The 19,149-nt window shown below is 70.8% G+C and carries 16 protein-coding genes and 1 pseudogene; 3 read left to right on the plus strand and 14 right to left on the minus strand.

Annotated elements, in window-relative coordinates; all coding sequences use genetic code 11:
• Positions 1-14: 14 nt before the first annotated feature.
• The 4 genes from ACIO9J_RS02590 to abc-f form a co-directional block, all read right to left on the minus strand.
• Complete coding sequence (locus tag ACIO9J_RS02590; protein ID WP_401991319.1) at positions 15-1,496, minus strand: CoA transferase; 1,482 nt, start codon at positions 1,494-1,496, stop codon at positions 15-17.
• A 68-nt stretch (positions 1,497-1,564) separates the two neighbouring features.
• Positions 1,565-2,302 (minus strand): IclR family transcriptional regulator, encoded by a 738-nt coding sequence (locus ACIO9J_RS02595; protein WP_401991322.1) that lies wholly within the window; start codon positions 2,300-2,302, stop codon positions 1,565-1,567.
• 173 nt (positions 2,303-2,475) lie between these two features.
• The gene (locus tag ACIO9J_RS02600) at positions 2,476-3,426 is read right to left on the minus strand and encodes an aminoglycoside phosphotransferase family protein (protein ID WP_401991325.1); all 951 of its coding nucleotides are present in this window, start codon (positions 3,424-3,426) and stop codon (positions 2,476-2,478) included.
• A gap of 80 nt (positions 3,427-3,506) precedes the next feature.
• Positions 3,507-5,159 (minus strand): ribosomal protection-like ABC-F family protein, encoded by a 1,653-nt coding sequence (gene abc-f, locus ACIO9J_RS02605; protein WP_401991328.1) that lies wholly within the window; start codon positions 5,157-5,159, stop codon positions 3,507-3,509.
• Between the two features lie 209 nt (positions 5,160-5,368).
• On the opposite strand from abc-f, the gene ACIO9J_RS02610 reads away from it, so the two are divergent.
• Both ACIO9J_RS02610 and ACIO9J_RS02615 read left to right on the plus strand, forming a co-directional pair.
• Entirely contained in the window at positions 5,369-6,247 is an 879-nt protein-coding gene (locus tag ACIO9J_RS02610; protein ID WP_401991331.1) for a hypothetical protein, read from the plus strand.
• A gap of 185 nt (positions 6,248-6,432) precedes the next feature.
• Positions 6,433-7,294: pseudogene (locus ACIO9J_RS02615) on the plus strand (LD-carboxypeptidase).
• Between the two features lie 445 nt (positions 7,295-7,739).
• Here the strand turns inward: ACIO9J_RS02615 and ACIO9J_RS02620 are convergent.
• Positions 7,740-8,774 carry a hypothetical protein gene (locus ACIO9J_RS02620; protein WP_401991334.1) on the minus strand — a complete coding sequence of 345 codons (1,035 nt, stop codon included), beginning with the start codon at positions 8,772-8,774 and terminating at the stop codon, positions 7,740-7,742.
• A gap of 443 nt (positions 8,775-9,217) precedes the next feature.
• Between ACIO9J_RS02620 and ACIO9J_RS02625 the strand changes: the two genes are divergently transcribed.
• Entirely contained in the window at positions 9,218-10,939 is a 1,722-nt protein-coding gene (locus ACIO9J_RS02625) for a GAF domain-containing protein (protein WP_401991337.1), read from the plus strand.
• 11 nt (positions 10,940-10,950) lie between these two features.
• Here ACIO9J_RS02625 and ACIO9J_RS02630 read toward each other — a convergent pair whose 3' ends face one another.
• The 9 genes from ACIO9J_RS02630 to ACIO9J_RS02670 form a co-directional block, all read right to left on the minus strand.
• Positions 10,951-11,634 (minus strand): response regulator, encoded by a 684-nt coding sequence (locus tag ACIO9J_RS02630; RefSeq protein ID WP_401991340.1) that lies wholly within the window; start codon positions 11,632-11,634, stop codon positions 10,951-10,953.
• Between the two features lie 132 nt (positions 11,635-11,766).
• Positions 11,767-12,801 (minus strand): hydrogenase expression/formation protein HypE, encoded by a 1,035-nt coding sequence (hypE, locus tag ACIO9J_RS02635; protein ID WP_401991342.1) that lies wholly within the window; start codon positions 12,799-12,801, stop codon positions 11,767-11,769.
• On the minus strand, positions 12,798-13,898 hold the full coding sequence (gene hypD / locus ACIO9J_RS02640) for a hydrogenase formation protein HypD (RefSeq protein WP_401991345.1): 1,101 nt from the start codon (positions 13,896-13,898) through the stop codon (positions 12,798-12,800). Before hypD ends, hypE begins: the two co-directional genes overlap by 4 nt.
• Positions 13,895-14,518, minus strand: coding sequence for a CBS domain-containing protein (locus tag ACIO9J_RS02645; protein WP_401993012.1), 624 nt, complete (start codon positions 14,516-14,518; stop codon positions 13,895-13,897). The genes hypD and ACIO9J_RS02645 overlap by 4 nt, the downstream gene beginning before the upstream one ends.
• A gap of 50 nt (positions 14,519-14,568) precedes the next feature.
• On the minus strand, positions 14,569-15,918 hold the full coding sequence (locus ACIO9J_RS02650; protein ID WP_401991348.1) for a Ni/Fe hydrogenase subunit alpha: 1,350 nt from the start codon (positions 15,916-15,918) through the stop codon (positions 14,569-14,571).
• Complete coding sequence (locus ACIO9J_RS02655) at positions 15,915-16,670, minus strand: oxidoreductase (RefSeq protein WP_401991351.1); 756 nt, start codon at positions 16,668-16,670, stop codon at positions 15,915-15,917. The genes ACIO9J_RS02650 and ACIO9J_RS02655 overlap by 4 nt, the downstream gene beginning before the upstream one ends.
• Before the next feature lies 1 nt (position 16,671).
• Entirely contained in the window at positions 16,672-17,478 is an 807-nt protein-coding gene (locus ACIO9J_RS02660; RefSeq protein ID WP_401991353.1) for an FAD/NAD(P)-binding protein, read from the minus strand.
• Complete coding sequence (locus tag ACIO9J_RS02665) at positions 17,475-17,882, minus strand: Crp/Fnr family transcriptional regulator (protein WP_401991355.1); 408 nt, start codon at positions 17,880-17,882, stop codon at positions 17,475-17,477. Before ACIO9J_RS02665 ends, ACIO9J_RS02660 begins: the two co-directional genes overlap by 4 nt.
• Before the next feature lie 51 nt (positions 17,883-17,933).
• Positions 17,934-19,064, minus strand: coding sequence for a 4Fe-4S dicluster domain-containing protein (locus ACIO9J_RS02670; protein WP_401991358.1), 1,131 nt, complete (start codon positions 19,062-19,064; stop codon positions 17,934-17,936).
• Between the last annotated feature and the right edge of the window lie 85 nt (positions 19,065-19,149).

Consider the following 19,149-nt stretch of genomic DNA (forward strand, 5'->3'; position numbering starts at 1 on the left):
GGTGCACGGCTCGCTCAACGCCACTGGAGAGCGGCGGACCCGAGCGGGGAGCGCCGGCCGGGCTGCGGGACCGGGCGCCCGCTGTACGAGAACGGTGTCGCCGGTTCGGTGAGCGGGCCGAAGTCCGTTTCAGTGGTGGACAGTTCGGCGAGGGGCGCACGCCCGGGGCGGGGCAGGTCACGCACGTCCTCCCACGCGAAGAGGCCGAGTTCCCGCACCCAGTGGCACACTCCGGCCAAGGTCACGCGGATCCGCCAGGAGCCGCCCTCGGTCGCACGTCGACGCAGGACCGTCGCGACGGCGGCGGCACCGAGGTAGGCGGCGAGATAGTCGTTGACCAGGTACGTCGGCGGCAGCGACGGCCGGTCGGTCCGCTCCTCGTCGGCGAATCCGGTCGCCGAGCAGGCCAGTTGGTCGAAACCGCCGCGTTCGCTCCAGGGTCCTTCGGCGCCCCAGGCGTGGTATTCGAGGGTGATGAGTCCGGGGCGACGCCGGACGAGTTCCTCGGTCGACGCCCCGTACCGGGCGAGTCCCCGGTAGGCGTGCGCGAAGACGTCCGCGTCCTGGAGCGCGTCGTAGAAGGCCGCACGGTCCTGGGCGTCGCGCAGGTCGCAGTAGGCGTTGCGCTTGCCGCCGCCGGTCATCGCGATCATCGGGATCGGGTCGGGGCGGTCGGGGCGCGACAGGTGCAGCACGTCGGCGCCGAACTGCGCGAGCAGTCGCGTCGCGACAGGGCCCGCGATGACATGGGTCAGATCGAGCACCCGTACGCCCGCGAGCGCCTCGTCGGCCGCACCGATGGGCTCCAGCGGCCGACGGGGTCCGTCACCGACACGTTCGATCTCGACGACCGGACGCTGGGCCACGTACCGCCCGGCGGGGTGCGCGAGCCACTCGTCCCTGCTGCGCACGACGCAGGCGACGCCGCCCCGCGTACAGATGGCCTCCTCCAGCGTGCAGGCGTCCCAGTCGGCCACGGCCCGCGCGATCCCCACCTTGTCGAGCGGACAGTGCAGCACGGAGTGGACGGCGTCCCGCAGCTGCGGATAGGTGGTGATGACGAAGATCCACCGGCCGTCCCGCGCCCGGTAGAAGTCGTTGTTGCCGAGCAGCGTCGGATCGTCGAGGAGAGCGCCGACCGGACGCCCCGAGACCGTCGTGTGATACGTCGCCATGAGCTGGTCGATCGCGGCCTCGGCCCGCACCTCCACCTTCTGGTGCGCATGGCCGCGCAGTTCGCCGACCGCAGCCGTCTGCCGCCCGAAGACGCCGATCGCGGCCGACATGGCATCAGCCAGGCGGTGCACCGAAGGCACCAGGGGATCGGCCCCGACGACGGTGATGTCCTCGGCTCCCCGGGCCGGATCGAGACCGCCGAGGGTGTGCAGGAGCCCGGAGACGATCTCACCGGCAGAAGGCGGCGAGATCGTCTCGGTCGTGCTAGTGCTCGTGTCGGTCGTGGTCGTCCCGGTCGTGTTCAGCGTGTGCGATGTCATGCCGGGATGCTCGTTCCAGCGGCACACGAGCGCCCGGAATCACGGATATCCGTGAATCGATGCGGAGGTCACGTCCGCCCCTCCTGGACGTGCGCGAGCAGCCGGGCCGCCGCCCGGTCCAGGCGCGGCCGCTCCGAGCGGCCGCGCCGCCGGTGCATGAGGGCGAGGGCCCCCGTGACGACGCCGCCGTCGGTGACGGGGATCGCCAGCGCGCTGACCTCGGGGTCCGCGAGCCCCTCGCTGCGGCTGATCCGCGATGCACGGATCCCCGGCAGGGCGCGGCGGAACTCAGTGACCGCGTCGAGGTCGTGGCGGGCGAGTTCGTCGAGCAGTTCGCGGCGCTCCGCCTCGTCGGTGAGGGCGAGGAGCAGCCGGCCCGCGGCCGTGCGCAGCAGCGGCCGGGCGACGTGCTGGTCGGCGAGCGGTACGAGGCGGGGAATGTGCTCCTCGCCACCACGGGCGACGTATACGGCATCGAGCCCGACCCGCACCGTGAGCAACACGGGGGTTCCCGCTACGCGGCTCAGCTCGTCCAACTCGGCCTGACTGATCCGAGGGACGACCCGGCCCGCGATGAGATTGAGGACGTGCGGGGCGGGGCCGAGCCGGAAGCGCCGGTGCTGTTCCAGCAGAAAACCGGTCGCGACAAGGCCGTTGACCAAGTCCTGCACCGAACTCGCCGGTGCCTCGAGCGTCCGCGCCAACTCGGCCACGGTCACCCCGCCGGGCGCCCGCGCGGCGGCCTCCAGGATCCCTGCGACCCGGTCCACCGTACGGTGCCCCCGCCGCCGACCGTGCTCGCTCATCCCGCCCCACCTTGTCATTCCCGCACGTCACCGGCCGCTCGCCCGCACAGACCGTAGATCCTTTCCCGCGCGATCCTGATGAGCAAGCCACCTCGATCCGGATCCGGGGGCCTCGCGACACGGCTGTTGGACGATGCGGCCGACCACGAACGACTCGCGCCTGGCGGTCGGTTTCAGCTGCCCAAGTCGAAAGCGAAGGGCGTCGTCTGCCAGTGGTCGACCGCGGGCTTGAGGTACTCCATCAGTTCGGGAAGCTGCGGGACCAGAGTGAGCGTGGCGATGATCCTCACCATGCCCAGGGCGTTGGCGAATGCGAGTGCGTCCTCGTCTAGCGGCCTCGTGCCGTTGCGTCGTGCGCCGTGGTTGTAGGCGGCCTCGTGCTCGGGTCCGAGCGCGGCCAGGTCCCACTCGACGGGGCCCAGCGTGACCAGTTCGAAGTCGGCGTAGAGGTCGCCGTCGAGCGCGTGGAAGATGTTCGCGGGCGGGGAGTCGCCGTGGATGGGCTGGAGGTCGACGGCGGGGAAGCGGGCCTCGAAGGCGGCGCGTGAGCGTACGAGGGGTTCGAGGAGCCGCCATTCGCGGCGGGCGCGGTCGAGTTCGGCCCTGCCGATCAGGTCGGGGTGCTGGTCGAGCAGGGTGAGGCTGTCCGCGATGAAATCCGGGTCGGCCGCGGACAGGAACTCCAGGCGGCCCGGGTAGGCGCGCAGTGCAACGTGCAGATCGGCGACGCTCTCGGCGTTCGCCACGTAGTCGGGTTCCTTGTCCCTGGCCTCCTCGACGTACGGCCAGAACGTCATCGAGAACCCGTCGCGCTGCACGGGTTCGTGCGGCACGAGCGGGCTGGGCGCCATCACGGGGACTCCCCGGTCGGCGAGCCACCGGGTGACGTCCAGCTCGTCCTGCTGGCGGCACGCGAGGGTGGCCAGATCGTCGGGGCGGGGCAGGACGGTGGGAATCCGGGCCACGACCGGTGCGGGGGCGAGGTGGACGGCGACCGAGAAGACGTCGTGGAGCACCCTGGGCTCGGCGACGGTCAGGCCGAGCCCGCGCCCGGCCACGACGGCCGCATCGACGGCGGCGGCGGTGCGGTCGGCGCACTGTCGTGGTGTCAGGAGGGTGGCCATGGGTCATCCCTTCTTGCAGCGACTTCAGTTGGTTGAGCTGGACGAGTTGGTTGGGTTGATCCAGTTGCTTCAGGTGTCGCTCAGCGCCTGCGGCCCGCGTGCAGTTCCAGCCGCTCGGCTTCGAAGCCCGCGCGGAAGTCCCGGTCGTGCGAGACCGCCACCACCGCACCTGGGTACGCCGCGAGCGCCGCCTGCATGTCCTCGACCAGGTCGAGTGCGATGTGGTTGGTCGGCTCGTCGAGGACGAGGAGGTTCGCGGGTCGCGTCACGAGGGTCGCGATCTGGAGTCGCCGCCGCTGGCCCACGGACAGGTCGGCGACGGGAACGTGCAGGTCCTGTTCGCGGAACAGGCCCAGGGACAGGAGCTGTTCGGCGTACTCGTCCGGCAGGCCGGGTCGTCCGGCGGCGAACGCGGCGAGCAGGGGCAGTCGCGTGGCGTGCGCGGGCAGTTCCTGGGCGAGGTAGCCGGTCCGGGCGGGGCGGTGCGCCGTGCCCGCGTCCGGGTGCAGGTCGCCCGCAAGGACGCGCAGCAGCGTCGTCTTGCCCGCGCCGTTCTCGCCCGTGACGAGGAGGCGCCCGCCGGGCTCGATGGTCAAGAGCCCGTCCAGGCTTAGCCGTTGCCCGACCCTTACATTGTCGAGCTCGGCGAGCGCGCCCTGGACCGGGCCGCCGGCCGCCGACGGCAGCGCCGTCGTGAACCGGAGCGGTATCGGCGGCTCCGCTACAGGGTTGCGCCGCAACTGGTCCAGGCGCTCCCGCACCGAGCGCACCTGCCCGCCGAGCTTGGCCTCGCTCGAACGGCGGTGCTTGCCGAAACCCTGCTTCGGGTCGCGGCCGGTGGTGGCCAGCCGCCTTCCGGCCGCCTCAAGGAGTTCCTCCGCGCGGGCCAACTCCTCGACCCAGTCGGCGTACCGCTGCTCCGCTCCGCGCCGGGCGGCGGCCTTCGCGGCGCGGTAGCCGGCCCAGCCGTCGCCGTACCGGCGCACGGTGTGCTCGTCCCGGTCGACCTCGAGGATCGTGGTGGCGATGCGTTCCAGGAAGCCGCGGTCGTGGGTGACCGCGACGACGGTGCCGCGGTGTGCGCGCAGGTGTTCCTCCAGCCAGCGCACGGCCGCCGCGTCGAGGTGGTTGGTCGGCTCGTCGAGGAGCAGCAGTTCGGGGGCTGCGGCCAGGACGCAGGCGAGCGCGAGGCGCGACTGCTCGCCGCCGGACAGCGAGCCGAGCGGGCGCTCCCGGGTGATCCCGGCGAGCCCGAGCCCGTGCATCGCCGCGTCGACGCGGGCATCCGCCTCGTAGCCGCCGCGCTCCTCGTAGGCGATGAGCAGCTCTCCATAGTCGGCGAGCTCCGCCTCCGAGGCGTCCGCGAGGGACTCCTCGGCCGTACGGAGTCCGCGCTCCATGTCACGGAGGTCGCTGAGTGCGAGGTCGACGGCGTGCTGAACGGTGCGGTCCGCGTCGAGGCCGAGGGTCTGGGCGAGGTGGCCGGTGCCGCCGGGGAAGCGGACGGTGATGTCCCCGGAGTCCGGCATCTCGGCCGTGGCCATCAGGCGCAGCAAGGTGGACTTGCCGGAGCCGTTCTCCCCGATGACGGCGGCCTTCTCGCCCGGCCGGACGGTGAAGGAGACCTGGTCGAGGACGGTCCGGGTGCCGTACGACTTGGTGACGGACTTGACGGACAGCTGTGCCACCACGGGGACGGCGGTGGGCAGGGGGGTAGGGGCGCGGTCGCGCATGAGGCTTTTCCCTGGGCATGAGAAGGGTCTACGGGCAGCAGAAACGGCGGCAGGGGCCGTGCCCGGACTCAGACGAAGAAGAGGAAAGCCATGCGCACACCTTAACAAGACGAACCGTCTCGCTTCAACCGCCGGCGGGAAGTGAAATCCTCTGCAGCCACGCATCGGCGCTCCGCGACCGCCCCGCGGCATCCGCGTCCGCCCTGGGCTTGGCGGCCCTGGCCTTCGGCAGGGTGGAGGGCCGCACGTACGGCTGGGTGACCAGCATCAGGCCCTTCGACGGGCTCGGCCTCTCCTGGGACGGCGGGCTGTCGCCTGCGTTCGTGGCGCTCGCCGTGGCGGCGCTGCTGCTGGCCTGGTTCGTACGACGCCAGGTGCGGCTCAACCGAGCCGGGAGCGACGTCGAGCCGCTGATGAACACACGGCTGTACTCGATCTCCTCGTTCCGCAACGGCAACATCGCGACTCTGGTCATCGGCCTGGGCGAGTTCGGCATCATCGCCGTGCTCCCGCTGTGGCTGCAGTTCACCCTCGGCTGCTCCGCCCTCCAGGCCGGAGCGGCACTGCTGCCGCTCGCCGTGGGCAGCTTCTTCGCCAGCGGCATGAGCTTCGGCCTGGCCCAGAAGGTGTCCGTGGTCGTCCTGGTCCGTACGGGGCTCGCCCTGGAGGCCGTCGCCCTGGCCGCGCTCGGCGTTGTCGCCGCCACCACATCGGCGCCCTGGTGGGCGATCATCCTCACCATGTTCGCCTACGGCATCGGCGTGGGCTTCGCGACGGCACAGGTCACCAACGTCGTCCTCGCCGCGCTCCACCCTCACCGACGCGCACATGCCCGCCGGGCAAGCCGACCACTACGCCGCGGCGATCACCGACAGCGCGGAGGCCGCCATCGCACCGCTCGCCGCGAACCCGCCACCGAGAGCGTCGCCCACGCCTTCCGCGAGGCCATGGCGAGCGGCGTGGCACTGAGCGCCTGCCTCGCCGCCGGCCTCCTGGCCCTGGGCGTCCTGGCCACGCTGCTGATCCCGTCCGAGCGGCCCGCGATCCCACGCGAAGCCGAACCGGAGACCGGCCAACTCACGCGCTGAACCCCGGACCCACCCCGTCGAACTCATCGCTACGGCCCGTCTTCCAGCTTCGGAAAGGCGGGCCGCCGCGCTCCCACCGTACGGCGCCCGGGGGCGGCAGGCGCCGTACGGTGCTGCCAGAAGAAGCTACGGGCAGGGCCGGTAAATGAGTGGCGCGACGCTACGGGTGTGCGAAGACTGCCTCGGTGACCAACGCTGACGTACCGCCTCAACTGCTGCGCCCCCGCGCCCTCGTGCGCGGAGATCTCGTCGTCGTCGCGGCACTGTCCGGGCCACTGCACGACCGCTACGTACCCGATCTCGACCGGGCGGTGGCCGAGATCGAAGGGATGGGCTTCCGGGTGCGCCTCGCGCCGCTCCTCGAAGCCGGGCGACACCGCTGGTGGAGCGCGGCGCGGCCGGACGAGATCGTCGCGGAGCTCAACGGTCTGCTGCGTGATCCCGAGGTGCGCGCGATCGTCGCGCACGACGGCGGCCATACGGTGTTCGGCTACCTCGACCTGATCGACTTCGACGCGGTCAGGGCCGACCCCAAGCCGATCCTCGGCTACAGCGACATCTCGCTGCTACACCTGGTGCTCTACGCGCGCACAGGTCTGGTCGGATTCCACACCGACCTGGCCACCCCCGGTCTCGGTGGGCACTGGCAGCGAGCGTCCGCGGCCCGCCGCGAGGAACTGGGTGCGCTCTACTCGACGTTGCTGACCGGGACCGAGCCGATCGGCGCCCTGCCCACCGGCCCGTCGTGGGAATGCTGGCGTGCCGGGTGTGCCGAAGGCGCTGATCGGCGGGGTCATCAGCAGACGCGGGATCCGGGCGGTGATCCCTCAGCCCTCCGACCAGGTCGCCAAACGCAAGAAGAGAGGACGATCCAGCGGCCGCCCACCAGCCTTCGACCGCCAGGCATACAAGCAGCGCAACACCGTCGAGCGGTGCATCAACAAGCCCAAGCAGTGGCGCGGCCCGGCCGCCCGCTACGACAAGACCGCCACCAACTACCTCGCTGGACTCCACATCGCCGCCATCTTCATCTGGTCAGCAAGGTGACCCAAAGGAAGCGCCCAAGCCGCCAGCGGCTCGTCGGCCGCCACAGCCAACGCGGCCGGGGCGGCGACGGCAAGAGCAATGCTGCCCGAGACTGCCACTGTGGCCAGTCGCTTACGCATTCGTGACCTCCAATTACCTGCATATCGCCATTGATTGCTACCTGCGGATACGTCAGCTAGCTAGACATCCCCGAGGGTCGAAAGCCCGGCACGGTCAGGGCCTAAGAAGTGATCTCAGTGGGTGTGATCGCTAGCCTGTCCGCTTAGGTGCCGTTTTCCCGGAAACGTCGCCGCCCAGATCGTGATTGCCTCTCGGCGGTCTGCCGGGTCCGCTCGACCGCGCCGCACGCCGTCTCCAAGGCCTCCTGCGCCGCGAGCGCCATAGCGCGACGGCGGAGCGCAGCATGCCGACCGCGTGCCAGCTGTGGTACCCGGCGCCCGCGTACTCAGGGAGCTACGCGTCGACGCCGACGGGCCGCCGCGGCCAGGACCGTGCCCAGCGCGACCGAGGCGCCGCCGGCGCCGAGTATCCAATCGGAGGCGTGGCTGCCCGTCGCGGCCAGGGAAGCATCGCGCGAAGGGCTCTTGTGTGCGGTGTCACGGACTCCGTCGGAGTGTCCGGGGGCGGACCGGTCACCGCTCCCGTCCGCCGAGGAGCCGGAGGCCACCGGAGCCGTACTGCCGCTGCTCCCCTTGCCCAGCCGGCTGCCGCCGCCGGACTCCTGGCCCCCACCAGGCCGCTCGCCGCCGCCGGGCTTCTCCTCTCCGCCCGGAGCCTCCCCTTCGCCGGGCTCCTCGCCCTCCTCGGAAGGAGCCACGATCTTCGACGGCTCCCAGTAGTTTCCGTCGGACTGGGCTTCGTCGTCGTCGAAAACAACCGCGTTGATGAAGAAGTCGACGAGCGGGGCGTCCGCTGCCGCGCGGATGCGGACGGGGACGGTCGTCCGCCCGGTCGGAATCGTGAACGTCTCCAGGAGAGCGAAATCCTTGTCGGGATCATCGGGCGGGCTCATGAGCCTCGCGTCGCGCCACCCGCCGTCGACGTGGACCTGGACCCGCAGGGTCTCGCCGTGGATGACACCCTCGATGCCGTTGAGGGACATGTCCAGTCCCCAGTTCTCCAGGGTGCCGTTGGGGTTGTCGATCACGATCGAGAAGTCCCGCCAGTCACCGCCCGCCACGATGGCGTCCGGGACGTTCGCCAGCCTGAGATCCGGCGCGTCGACGGCCTCCCGGCTCTTCCCTCCGGGCTTGGCGTGGGGCGCTGCGGAGGCCGTCAGCTGCAAGGTGGGCGCTGCCGTCGGGCCGGTCTCGTTCCCGTCGTCCGCCGGCCCGGCCCCGTCCTCCTCCGAGCCCTCGGGCGGGAGCCGGTCGGGGACGGTCACCGCTGTGTCCGGCGCCTCGGCCGCCCTCGCGGGAGTGACACCGAGAAACGTCGGAGCAATCGTGGCGATCGCGGCGGCCATGTACGTGAGTTTCACTGCGTCAATTCCTCTGTGTGGACCGGTGCTGCGGGTCCCAGCCTCGACGCAGTCAGCGCATTATTGTAAGGATTTCCATCTTATGTACTAATAGCCCAGGCTTATGCCCTGTAGGTGGATACTTGGCCTGACTCGGGGGGTCCGGCGCGGTCAATGGCCGACCTGTGCGAGAACGACCTTTCAGAACGCACCCCGCGCAGCACCGCCTCAAAACGCGTCCGTCGGGAAGTGCGCACCGTTGTTGCAGGCGCGGCATGCCCGGGAAAGCCATGCGGGGCCGCCCGCGAGCCCCGAGCCCCGAGCCTCACGGGCTGTTCGACTGGGACCCCTGGCCTGTGGCCACTCGTAGGAATCACGCTCGCCCCTACTCCCGCGCCCTGGTCGTACGGCTAACGTGAGGATGGAACAACGCCTTGTCTCTCGGAGTCCGGCGGAGGCAGCACATGGGTGGGGAAGAGCACTTCGGATCACGTCAGTTGCCGCGGCTGCGACTGGATGAGCTGCTCGAAGAGCTCCAGGTGCGGATCGACGCCGTGCGCGGGACGCGGGATCGGCTGCACGGACTGCTGGAGGCGGTCCTTTCGGTCGGGCGGGAGCTGGATCTTCCGCAAGTGCTCCGTCGGATCGTCGAGACCGCGGTCGTGCTGGTGGACGCCGAGTACGGGGCGCTGGGCGTCATCGGCATGGGCAGCAAGCTGGATGAGTTCCTGCCCGTCGGGATGGACGAGCAACTGCGGTCGCAGATCGGCGACTTGCCGTCGGGACACGGCCTGCTCGGCGAGTTGATCCGGCATCCCGAGCCGTTACGGTTGCGGGAGCTGTCCGAGCACTCGGCCTCGTCCGGGTTTCCGGCCCACCATCCGCCGATGCACTCGTTCCTCGGTGTGCCCATCCGGGTGCGCGAGGAGGTGTTCGGGAACCTCTACCTCACTGAGAAGCGTGACGGGAACGCCTTCGACGCCGAGGACGAGGCGGTCCTGTCGACGCTCGCCGTGGCCGCGGGCGTAGCCATCGAGAACGCGCGACTCTACGAGGAGGCACGGCTGCGCGAGCGGTGGCTGGCAGCAGGCGCCGAGTTGACCAACGCCCTGCTGTCCGGTACGTCCGAGTCCCAGGTACTGGAGTTGATGGTCGAGCGCGCCATGGAGATCACCTCGGCCGATATCGGCGTGGTCGATCTGGTGGTGGCGGAGCGGGCGGAATTACAGGGCGCCCTCGCCCTCGGCGAAGGCTCGGAGATACACCAAGGCCAACGCATCCCCCGGCAAGGAACCCTGGCCGGGGCCGCGTTGCACGAAGGCGGCCTCGTGGTGACCGGGGACGTGACCGATGACCCCCGTGTCACCTTCACCCCCGAGAGGTGGAAGGGAATGGGCCCTGCGGTCGCCGTCCCCATGGGAACAGCCGACCGGTTGCGCGGCACGCTGGTCCTGGCGCGGCGGACCGGCCGGCCGGCCTTCAGCGCGGCCGAGACCGCTCCGCTGCCCGGTTTCGCCGGACAGGCCGCGCTGGCCATGGAGCTGGCGGAGCGGCGGCGCGATGCCGAGCAGCTGAGTCTGCTCGAGGATCGGGACCGGATCGCCCGGGACCTGCATGACCTGGCGATCCAGCGGCTGTTCGCGACCGGCATGACGCTGCAGAGTGCCCAGCGGTTCGTCCAGCACCCCGAGGCTTCCGAACGCTTGATGCGGGCGGTGGACGACCTCGACACCACCATCAAGATCATCCGGTCGACCATCTTCGGCCTGCGCGTCCACGACGCGAGCACGACGGTCGGCCCCGGGCTGCGCGTACGGACCGCACGAACGGTGGAAGAAGCGGTCGCGGCGCTCGGTTTCACGCCCGCACTACGCATGGAGGGACTGATCGACACCGATGTTCCGGCCGAAGTCGCCGACGACGCGGTGGCTGTGTTGAGCGAGGCCCTCTCCAACATCACCCGGCATGCCCGGGCATCGGCCGCGGAGATCTCCATAGTCATACGCAAGGGACAGTTGGCGCTCACCGTGACGGACAACGGCGTCGGCATGGGCCCGAGCGGGCGACGCAGCGGGCTGCGCAACCTCGCCGAGCGGGCGGAGAGGCTGGGCGGCACGCTGTCCTTGCGGCGCGGCCCTGAGGGCGGCACCCACCTGGAGTGGCAGGTTCCACTGCGGGGCAGGTAGGTGGTGCCGCTTCAGCGTGGCTGGTCCGACTCGAAGTGCGCCGCGATCACGGCGGCCTGGATGCGCCGTTCCACGCCCAGCTTCGCCAGGAGCCGGGAGATGTGGTTCTTGACGGTCTTCTCCGAGAGGTAGAGCTGTTTGCCGATCTGGCGGTTGGTGAGCCCCTCGCCGATCAGGGCGAGGATGCCGCGTTCCCGCTCCGTAAGGCCGACCAGCCTGTCGTCTTGCGGTGCGGTCACCTCGTCAGGCCCTCGCAGAGTGCTCATCAGACGGGTCGTGGTGGCCGGGTCGAGCAGGGACTGGCCCGCGGCGACGGTACGGACGGCGCCGACCAGGTCGGTGCCCTTGATCTGCTTCAGGACGTAGCCCGCCGCGCCCGCCATGATCGCGTCCAGGAGCGCGTCGTCGTCATCGAAGGAGGTCAGCATCAGGCAGGCGAGGTCCGGCATCTTCGACCGCAGTTCACGGCAGACCGTGATGCCGTCGCTGTCCGGCAGCCGGATGTCGAGGACAGCCACGTCCGGGCGCAGCGCCGGACCACGGACCAACGCCTCTTCGCTCGTGCCCGCCTCGCCCACGACCGAGATGTCGGGCTCGGAGTCGAGCAGGTCGTGGACACCCCTGCGGACGACCTCGTGGTCGTCGAGAAGGAAGACTCGAATCGGGTGTTCGGGAGAGTGAGAACGTTCGGTCATGGCTGCCCCCCGGGCGTCGGGTGTCCGTTCAGATCATCTCGGGGCCAGGGCATGTGCGACAGGGCCGAGTGGGCCACAGCACCGCCTCCTTGGCGCCACCTCTCAGCAGATCCACGCTAGTTGTCCGCACTCTCAGCAGATGCGCGGCAGTTGCTCGCCGAGCGGCATGTCGACCACCCGTCGTGCGCCGATCAGCGTGCGCAACTCGACCCGGGCAGCGGCGGCTTCGCCGCAGTGCCCGATGCGGACGGCCTGCTCTGCCTCGGGGTACGCGCGGAGCGCGCCGAGGATGGCGTCCGTCGCGTCCGCTGCCACGAAGGCGACCAGACAGCCCTCGTTCGCGACGACCAGCGGGTCGAGCCCGAGCAGGTCGCAGGCGGCCGCCACGGCCGACGGCACGGGCACGGCCGCTTCTTCGATCTCCACGACGATGCCGGAGGCGCACGCGATCTCGTTCAGCGAGGCCGCCAAGCCGCCCCGGGTGGGGTCGCGCAGGCTGTGGACGGCGCCGCCGAACGGCGCGAGGGCCTGGACGAGTCGGTGCAGGGGGCGGGTGTCGGAGACGATGTCCGCCTCGAAGCCGAGCCCTTCGCGGGTGGAGAGGACGGCGGTGCCGTGCAGGCCGATCGGGCCGGAGAGCAGGACCGCGTCGCCGGGTCGGGCACGGGCGGCGGAGGGGGTCAGGCCGGGGACGCGGCGGCCGATGCCAGTCGTGTTGAGGAAGAGGCGGTCGGCGGCTCCGCGTCCGACGACCTTGGTGTCTCCGGTGATGATCGGGACGCCTGCCTGGTGTGCGGCCTTCCCCGCGGAGCCGAGCACGGAGCGGAGTTCCCCTAACGGGAGTCCCTCTTCGGCGATCACGGCAAGGGTCAGCGCCACCGGCAGGGCGCCGCGCATGGCCAGGTCGTTGACCGTCCCGTGCACGGCCAGGGAGCCGATGTCCCCGCCGGGGAAGGTCAGCGGGCTGACCACGAACGAGTCCGTGGAGACGACGAGTTCGCCCTCCCTGGGGAGAAGGGACGCGTCTTCGAGCGGTCCTTCCGGTGGCCCGCCGAGGGCGGGCAGGACGAGCCTGTCGAGCAGTTCGGCGGTGAGCCTGCCGCCCGCGCCGTGGCCCAGCTGGACGAGTTCGTGCGCACCATACGGGAGGGGGCAGTCGAGGCTCATGTGCGGGCGCTCCTGGTTCGTCCTGCGGCGTGGAAAGCGGCACAGGTGCCCTCGCTGGACACCATGGGGGCGCCGAGCGGGGTGCGGGGTGTGCAACGCGTCCCGTAGGCACGGCAGTCGGTGGGCAGCCGGGCTCCGGTGAGGATGTCCCCCGCGATGCAGTCGGGGTCCTCGACGGAGTGCAGGCCGCTCACGTCGAATCGGCGGGCCGCGTCGAAGGCGGCGTATTCCGGGGCGAGTTCGAGTCCGCTCGCGGGGAGCGTCCCGATGCCGCGCCAGGCCCTGTCGGTGATCCGGAAGACGCGGGCGAGGACGTCCTGGGCCGTGGTGTTGCCCGTGCGGTGCACGGCGCGGGCGTACTGGTTCTCCACATCGTGTCGGCCCTCTTCGAGCTGGGTGACCGCCATCAGGATCCCTTCCAGCAGGTCGAGCGGCTCGAAACCGGTGACCACCACGGGCACCTCGTACCGTGCGGCTATCGGCTCGTACTCCGTCCACCCCATGACCGCACACACGTGCCCTGCGGCCAGGAACGCCTCGACCTCGCAGTCCGGGTCGTCCAGGAGCGCGGTCATGGCGGGCGGTACGAGGACGTGGCTGACCAGCAGCGAGAAGTTGCGCAACCCCAGGCGGGCAGCGTGCAGCACGGTCATCGCGTTGGCGGGCGCGGTGGTCTCGAACCCGACGGCGAGGAAGACGACTTCGCGGCCGGGGTTCTCCTCGGCGGTGCGCACCGCGTCCATCGGCGAGTAGATCACTCGTACGTCCGCGCCGCGGGCGCGCAGGTCGAGGAGGTCGGTGGTGGTGCCGGGCACGCGCAGCATGTCGCCGAAGCTCGTGAGGATCACGCCGGGTCGGGCGGCGATGGCCATGGCGCGATCGAGGGTCTCCAACGGGGTGACGCAGACCGGGCAGCCGGGGCCGTGGATCATGCGGATGCCCACGGGGAGCAGCTCGTCGATGCCCTGGCGGACCAAGGTGTGTGTCTGGCCGCCGCACACCTCCATGATCTGCCAGGGGTGCGTCGCGGTGCGCCGCAGTTCCGCAAGCAGCTCCCGCGCCAGCGCGGGGTCGCGGTACTCGTCCAGGAACTTCATCGGGGCGGCCCCTGGTCGGGCTCGGTGAGGTCCATGTGTACGTCGACGACGCCTTCGACGGCCCGGATGAGACGGGCGGCGACCGGGACGAGGGTCCTGTCGCGGATCTCCCCGCCGAGGGTGACCACGCCGCCCTCGACGGTCACGGTGACGGCCCGGTCCGGGAAGAGGAAGGCGGTCACGGTGCGCCTCACTTCATCGGCGAGCTCCTCGTCGGTGCGCAGGAAGACCTTGAGGAGATCGCTGCGGCTGACCACGCCCTGCAGCAGACCGTGGACGTCTACGACCGGGAGTCGCTTGACGTGCCGCAGAGCCATGATGCGTGCGGCCTGCGGGAGGGTGGTGTCCGGATGAACGGTGGCGGCGGGGGTGCTCATCACGTCGCCCGCGTCCATGCCGCCCGCCTTGGCCAGATCGGACAGACGCCGCAGCTGGTCGAAGTGTGAGGGGTCGCTGTCGCGGAACTCCTCCTTGGGCAGCAGGTCCGCTTCGGAGACCACGCCGATCACCCGGCCCTCGCCCGCCAGGACGGGCAGCGCGCTGATCTTCCACTGCTGCATCAGCGCGACGATCTCCTTGAAGGGGGCCTCTTGGCCCACGGCGATGACGGTGTGGGTCATCACGTCGCTCACTGTGCGCGGCGAGTGGAGCACGGTGTCCTCCCGGACGGTCAGGTGTGGTCGATGGTCAGGTCGAGGAAGTGCGTGGAGCACGAGATGCACGGGTCGTGGTTGCGGATGGCGCGCTCGCACAGGAGCGTCAGCTCGTCGTCCGCCGCGCCGTTCTGGGTCATCGTGTTCTGGGTCATCGCGTGCTGGGCGGTGCGGCGCAGGTCGTCTTCGATGGCGCCCTGGTTCTGCGCGGTGGGCGGCACGAGGCAGGCGTCGGTGACGGTGCCGTCGGCAGCCAGGACGTACCGGTGGTAGAGCAGTCCTCGGGGAGCCTCCGTCGCACCGTGCCCGGTCCCGGCGACCGCCGGCACCTCGGCGTACGGCCACCGCGGCGGCTCGTACTCCGCGATGATCCGCAGCGCCTCGTCGACCGCGTACACGACCTCGACGGCCCGGACCAGGATCGACCGGTACGGGTTGCGGCAGACCGCGCCTTCGTGCGGATCGCCGAGTCCGGCGGCGCGGGCTGCTTCCGCGGCCGTACGTGGCAGCCACCGGCCGCTGATCGCGAACCGGGCCAGGGAGCCGGTGAGGTGGCGGCGGCCGTCGAGGGTGGAGTGCAGGGCGGTGGAATGCGGGAGGTGTTCCTCACGGACGTGGTCGAGGAAGGCATGGAGCGGAAAGGCGTTCGGCGTGCCGCCGTCGGTGCGCAGGACGGTGGGAGTGCCGGTCTCGATGGCGTACGTTCCCGGGGCGGCCAGCGCGAACAGGTCGGCGTCGGTCTCCGCGTCGGGGAAGTCGAAGCCGGACACCCACTCGACGGTGCGCCAGGCATCGTCAAGGGCTCGCGTCAACTGGCGCTCCAACGGCTTGAGTTCCCTGGGTGTCGGTGTGCGGTGGAAGCCGCCGATGCGGACGTTGACGGGGTGGATGGCACGGCCGCCGAGGAGGTCGAGGACCGCGTTGCCCGCCTGTTTCAGGCGCAGGCCCCGCTCGACGTGTGCGCGGGCCGTGCGGGCCAGGTCGATGGCGCTGTCGCAGCCGAGGAAGTCGGGGGCGTGCAGGAGGTAGATGTGCAGGGTCTGGCTCTCGATCCATTCGCCGCAGTACAGGAGCCGGCGCAGCTCACGCAGGGCCGGGTCGACGGTGACCCCGCACGCGTCTTCGATGGCGGCGCAGGCGCTCATCTGGTAGGCGACCGGGCAGATGCCGCACACCCGCGCCGTGATGTCGGGCGGTTCGGTGTACGCCCTGCCGCGCAGGAACGCCTCGAAGAACCGCGGCGGCTCGTAGATCCGCAGTCGCGCCTCGGTGACCGTCCCGTCGTGCACGCTCAGGTGCAGGGCGCCTTCGCCCTCGACCCGGGAGAGGGAGCCGACATGCAGGACGCGGCTGCCGCGGTGCGTCATCGGCGTAACTCCTCTTCGAAAGCGGCGGTGTTGAAGGTGTGCAGGAAGCGTTCGGTGTCGCGGTCGTCCATGCCGTCGCGGTGCAGCACCGGGATCAGCGCGGGCAGGTTCACCGACCCCGAGGGGCCGAAGCAGCCGTAGCAGCCACGTCCGTAGGCCGGGCAGATCGCCCCGCATCCGGCGTGGGTGACGGGGCCGAGGCAGGGCGTGCCGTGGGCGACGGTGACGCAGACCGTGCCGCGCCGCTTGCACTCGAAGCAGACGCTGTTGTTCGGGATGTCGGGCCTGCGGCCCGCCAGGTAGGCGGTGATGACTTCGAGGAGCTGACGGCGATCGATGGGGCAGCCGCGCAGTTCGAAGTCAACGTCCACGTGGGCGGAGACGGGGGTGGAGGTGGCGAGCGTGTCGATGTAGTCGGGGCGCGCGTAGACGGTGCGGGTGAACTCCTCGACATCGGCGAAGTTCCGCAGCGCCTGGACGCCACCGGCCGTCGCGCAGGCCCCGATCGTCACCAGGTGGCGGGAGGCGGCCCGGATCTCGCGGACACGCTCCGCGTCGGCCGGTGTGGTGACGGACCCTTCGACGAGGGTGAGGTCGTAGGGACCGGCAGCCACCGCACTGCTCGCCTCCAGGAAGTGGGCGATCTCCACCTGCCCGGCGAGGCCGAGGAGTTCGTCCTCGCAGTCGAGCAGGGTGAGCTGGCAGCCGTCGCAGGAGGCGAGCTTGAACACGGCGAGCGTTGGTGGGCTCATCTCACAGCTCCCTTACGTAGAGCAGGGGTTCGGCACGGTCCCAGGTGACCACGGGGCCGTCCCTGCACAGCAGCAGCGGGCCGAGCTGGCAGTGGCCGCAGTGTCCGGTCGCGCAGCGCATGTTGCGTTCCAGAGAGACCCGGACGCGGTCCGCGGGCACGCCTCGATGGAGCAGGTCGCGCGCGGTGGCCCGAATCATGGGCTCGGGGCCGCAGACGAACGCCGTCGTGTTGTCGGGCGTGAAGCGGGCCTCGTCCAACAGCTGGGTGACCACGCCGACCCGGCCCGCCCAGCCCGTGGCCGCTCGGTCGACGGTCACTCCGGTGAACGCCGTCGCCCACTGCCGCGTCTCGATCTTCGCCATGAGATCGTCCGGAGTCCGCGCGCCCACCAGGACGTTCAGGCGTCCGTACGGTTTCGGGCAGGCGACCGCGTCCCGCACCAGAGGGCGGAGCGGGGCGAGCCCGATGCCCCCGGCCACGACCAACAGGTCCTGTCCGGCGGCCTTCTCCAGTTCCCAGCCGGTTCCGTACGGGCCACGCAGACCCAGGACGTCGCCGACCTCGGCGGCATACAGCCCGTCGGAGACCGCGCCGACGCGGCGTACCGTGTGCGCGAGGCCGCCGGTGGTGGGGATGGCGCTGACCGACAGCGGGATCTCGCCCCGGCCGAACGCCCAGACCATCGCGAACTGCCCCGGCACGAAGGCAGGCAGCGACTCCCCGACCGGCTCCAGGCGCAGCGTGGCCGTGTCCGGGGTCTCCGCCCATCGGGCGACGACCCGGTACGGCACCGGCACGGCGGTCATCCCCGCGCACCGTTTCCACTGCCGTAGGGGGCGTACAGGTCCAGAAGGCGCGTCCTGGCCGCTTGCAGCCGGTGGGCGAGCACGCGGCCGACCCACTTGCCGACGACCGCGCCGAGGGCCGGGTCGTCCTCGCACATCAGCCGGACCGCGAGGGCATCGAACTCGTCGGCCCGCACCGGGCTCTGCGCCACGGCACCGAGCTGCCAGACGTAGGGCGGGAACAGCCAGGACCAGCCGACCAGTTCACCGTGGCCGAGTGTCTCGATCGCGGGCGAACGGCGGCCGGGGACGTGCATGTCCAGGACGACCGAACCGGTGCGGATGATCCAGAACCGGTCGGCGTGCCCGCCCTCCTCGAAGATCCGCGTTCCGGCCGAGAAGGACACCTGGCGAGCGATGTGCATCAGCCGCTTGCGGTGCTCGGCCGGAAGCGTTCAACATGGTCGTGGTGTTGCTCATCGTTCCGATTCCTCTCTCAGGGCCTCGACCTCTTCGGTGATGTCGATGCCGACGGGGCACCAGACGATGCAGCGGCCGCAGCCCACACAGCCCGAGCTGTCGAACTGGTCGTGCCAGGTGCCGAGTTTGTGGGTGAGCCACTGGCGGTAGCGGCTGCGGCCCGAGGAGCGCACGGGCCCGCCGTGGACGTAGGAGAAGTCAAGGTCGAAGCAGGAGTCCCAGCGCTGCCAGCGCTCCGCGTGGTCCCCGGTGAGGTCGGTGACCTCCTCGGTGGTGGTGCAGAAACAGGTCGGGCAGACCATCGTGCAGTTGCCGCAGGTCAGACAGCGCGAAGCGACGTCGTCCCAGCGTTCGGCCTCCAGGCTCTCGCCCATCAGCTGCCGCAGGCTCACCGGCGGCATGGCCCGGCCCATCTTGTCGACGGCCTCGGAGACCGCACCGACCGCCGCATCCCTCGTGTCGTCATCGGCCTCGTGGTGCGGGATCTTGGCGAGTAGTGCCGCACCCGCCGCGCTGCCGACGCGTACGAAGAAACGGTGTCCCGTGCCGTCGACGACCTCGGTGAGGGCGAGGTCGAAGCCGGTGTCGACGCCGGGACCGCTGCCCATGGAGACGCAGAAGCAGGTCGCACCCGGTTCAGCGCACTCAGCGGCTATCAGGAATGCTCCCCTCCGGCGTTCCTGATAGCCGCCGTCCTTGAAGGCGCCGCCCGTCAGCACCCGGTCCTGGATCGCGATGGCCCGCAGGTCGCAGGGGCGGACTCCGAGGAAGGCGTACGACGGCCGGCCAGCGGTCTCGGCGCTGATCTCCACCGTCCCGTCGGGCTGTCGGTCAGCGCTCCACAGCTTCTCGCGCTGTGGGTGGAGGAAGTTCTTCCAGGACTGGGGGCCCGCCGAGTGCGCGAAGGCAGCGCCGTCCTCGCGGCGCCGCAGCCGGTAGTGACCGGCCTCCAGCTCTACGCCCCAGCCATACGGGAGTTGGTCGGCCGAATCAAGTTCGGCCAGAACGATCGCGCCGTCGCGGACGGTGGGTCCCACGACGGTGCGGCCGTCGGCGGCCAAAGCCGCGACGAGGGCACTGAGCCCGTCGCGGTCGAGGACTGCCGTGGCTCCGGGTGTCGTCGTCATGTTCGCCCTCCCACACATCTGGGTGGTTCTCTGCTCACCAGGCTCGAAGAGGAGCCGTCTCCGGGGCAGGGGCCGAGCGGCCCTG

It is taken from the genome of Streptomyces sp. NPDC087300 (assembly GCF_044744425.1).
Lineage (GTDB): Bacteria > Actinomycetota > Actinomycetes > Streptomycetales > Streptomycetaceae > Streptomyces.

Excerpts from the sequence above, each read along its gene's own strand:
- ACIO9J_RS02590 (WP_401991319.1), bottom strand. The coding sequence starts at position 1,496 with ATGACATCGCACACGCTGAACACGACCGGGACGACCACGACCGACACG.
- ACIO9J_RS02595 (WP_401991322.1), bottom strand. The coding sequence starts at position 2,302 with ATGAGCGAGCACGGTCGGCGGCGGGGGCACCGTACGGTGGACCGGGTC.
- ACIO9J_RS02600 (WP_401991325.1), bottom strand. The coding sequence starts at position 3,426 with ATGGCCACCCTCCTGACACCACGACAGTGCGCCGACCGCACCGCCGCC.
- abc-f (WP_401991328.1), bottom strand. The coding sequence starts at position 5,159 with ATGCGCGACCGCGCCCCTACCCCCCTGCCCACCGCCGTCCCCGTGGTG.
- ACIO9J_RS02625 (WP_401991337.1), top strand. The coding sequence starts at position 9,218 with ATGGGTGGGGAAGAGCACTTCGGATCACGTCAGTTGCCGCGGCTGCGA.
- ACIO9J_RS02630 (WP_401991340.1), bottom strand. The coding sequence starts at position 11,634 with ATGACCGAACGTTCTCACTCTCCCGAACACCCGATTCGAGTCTTCCTT.
- hypE (WP_401991342.1), bottom strand. The coding sequence starts at position 12,801 with ATGAGCCTCGACTGCCCCCTCCCGTATGGTGCGCACGAACTCGTCCAG.
- hypD (WP_401991345.1), bottom strand. The coding sequence starts at position 13,898 with ATGAAGTTCCTGGACGAGTACCGCGACCCCGCGCTGGCGCGGGAGCTG.
- ACIO9J_RS02645 (WP_401993012.1), bottom strand. The coding sequence starts at position 14,518 with ATGACCCACACCGTCATCGCCGTGGGCCAAGAGGCCCCCTTCAAGGAG.
- ACIO9J_RS02650 (WP_401991348.1), bottom strand. The coding sequence starts at position 15,918 with ATGACGCACCGCGGCAGCCGCGTCCTGCATGTCGGCTCCCTCTCCCGG.
- ACIO9J_RS02655 (WP_401991351.1), bottom strand. The coding sequence starts at position 16,670 with ATGAGCCCACCAACGCTCGCCGTGTTCAAGCTCGCCTCCTGCGACGGC.
- ACIO9J_RS02660 (WP_401991353.1), bottom strand. The coding sequence starts at position 17,478 with ATGACCGCCGTGCCGGTGCCGTACCGGGTCGTCGCCCGATGGGCGGAG.
- ACIO9J_RS02665 (WP_401991355.1), bottom strand. The coding sequence starts at position 17,882 with ATGCACATCGCTCGCCAGGTGTCCTTCTCGGCCGGAACGCGGATCTTC.
- ACIO9J_RS02670 (WP_401991358.1), bottom strand. The coding sequence starts at position 19,064 with ATGACGACGACACCCGGAGCCACGGCAGTCCTCGACCGCGACGGGCTC.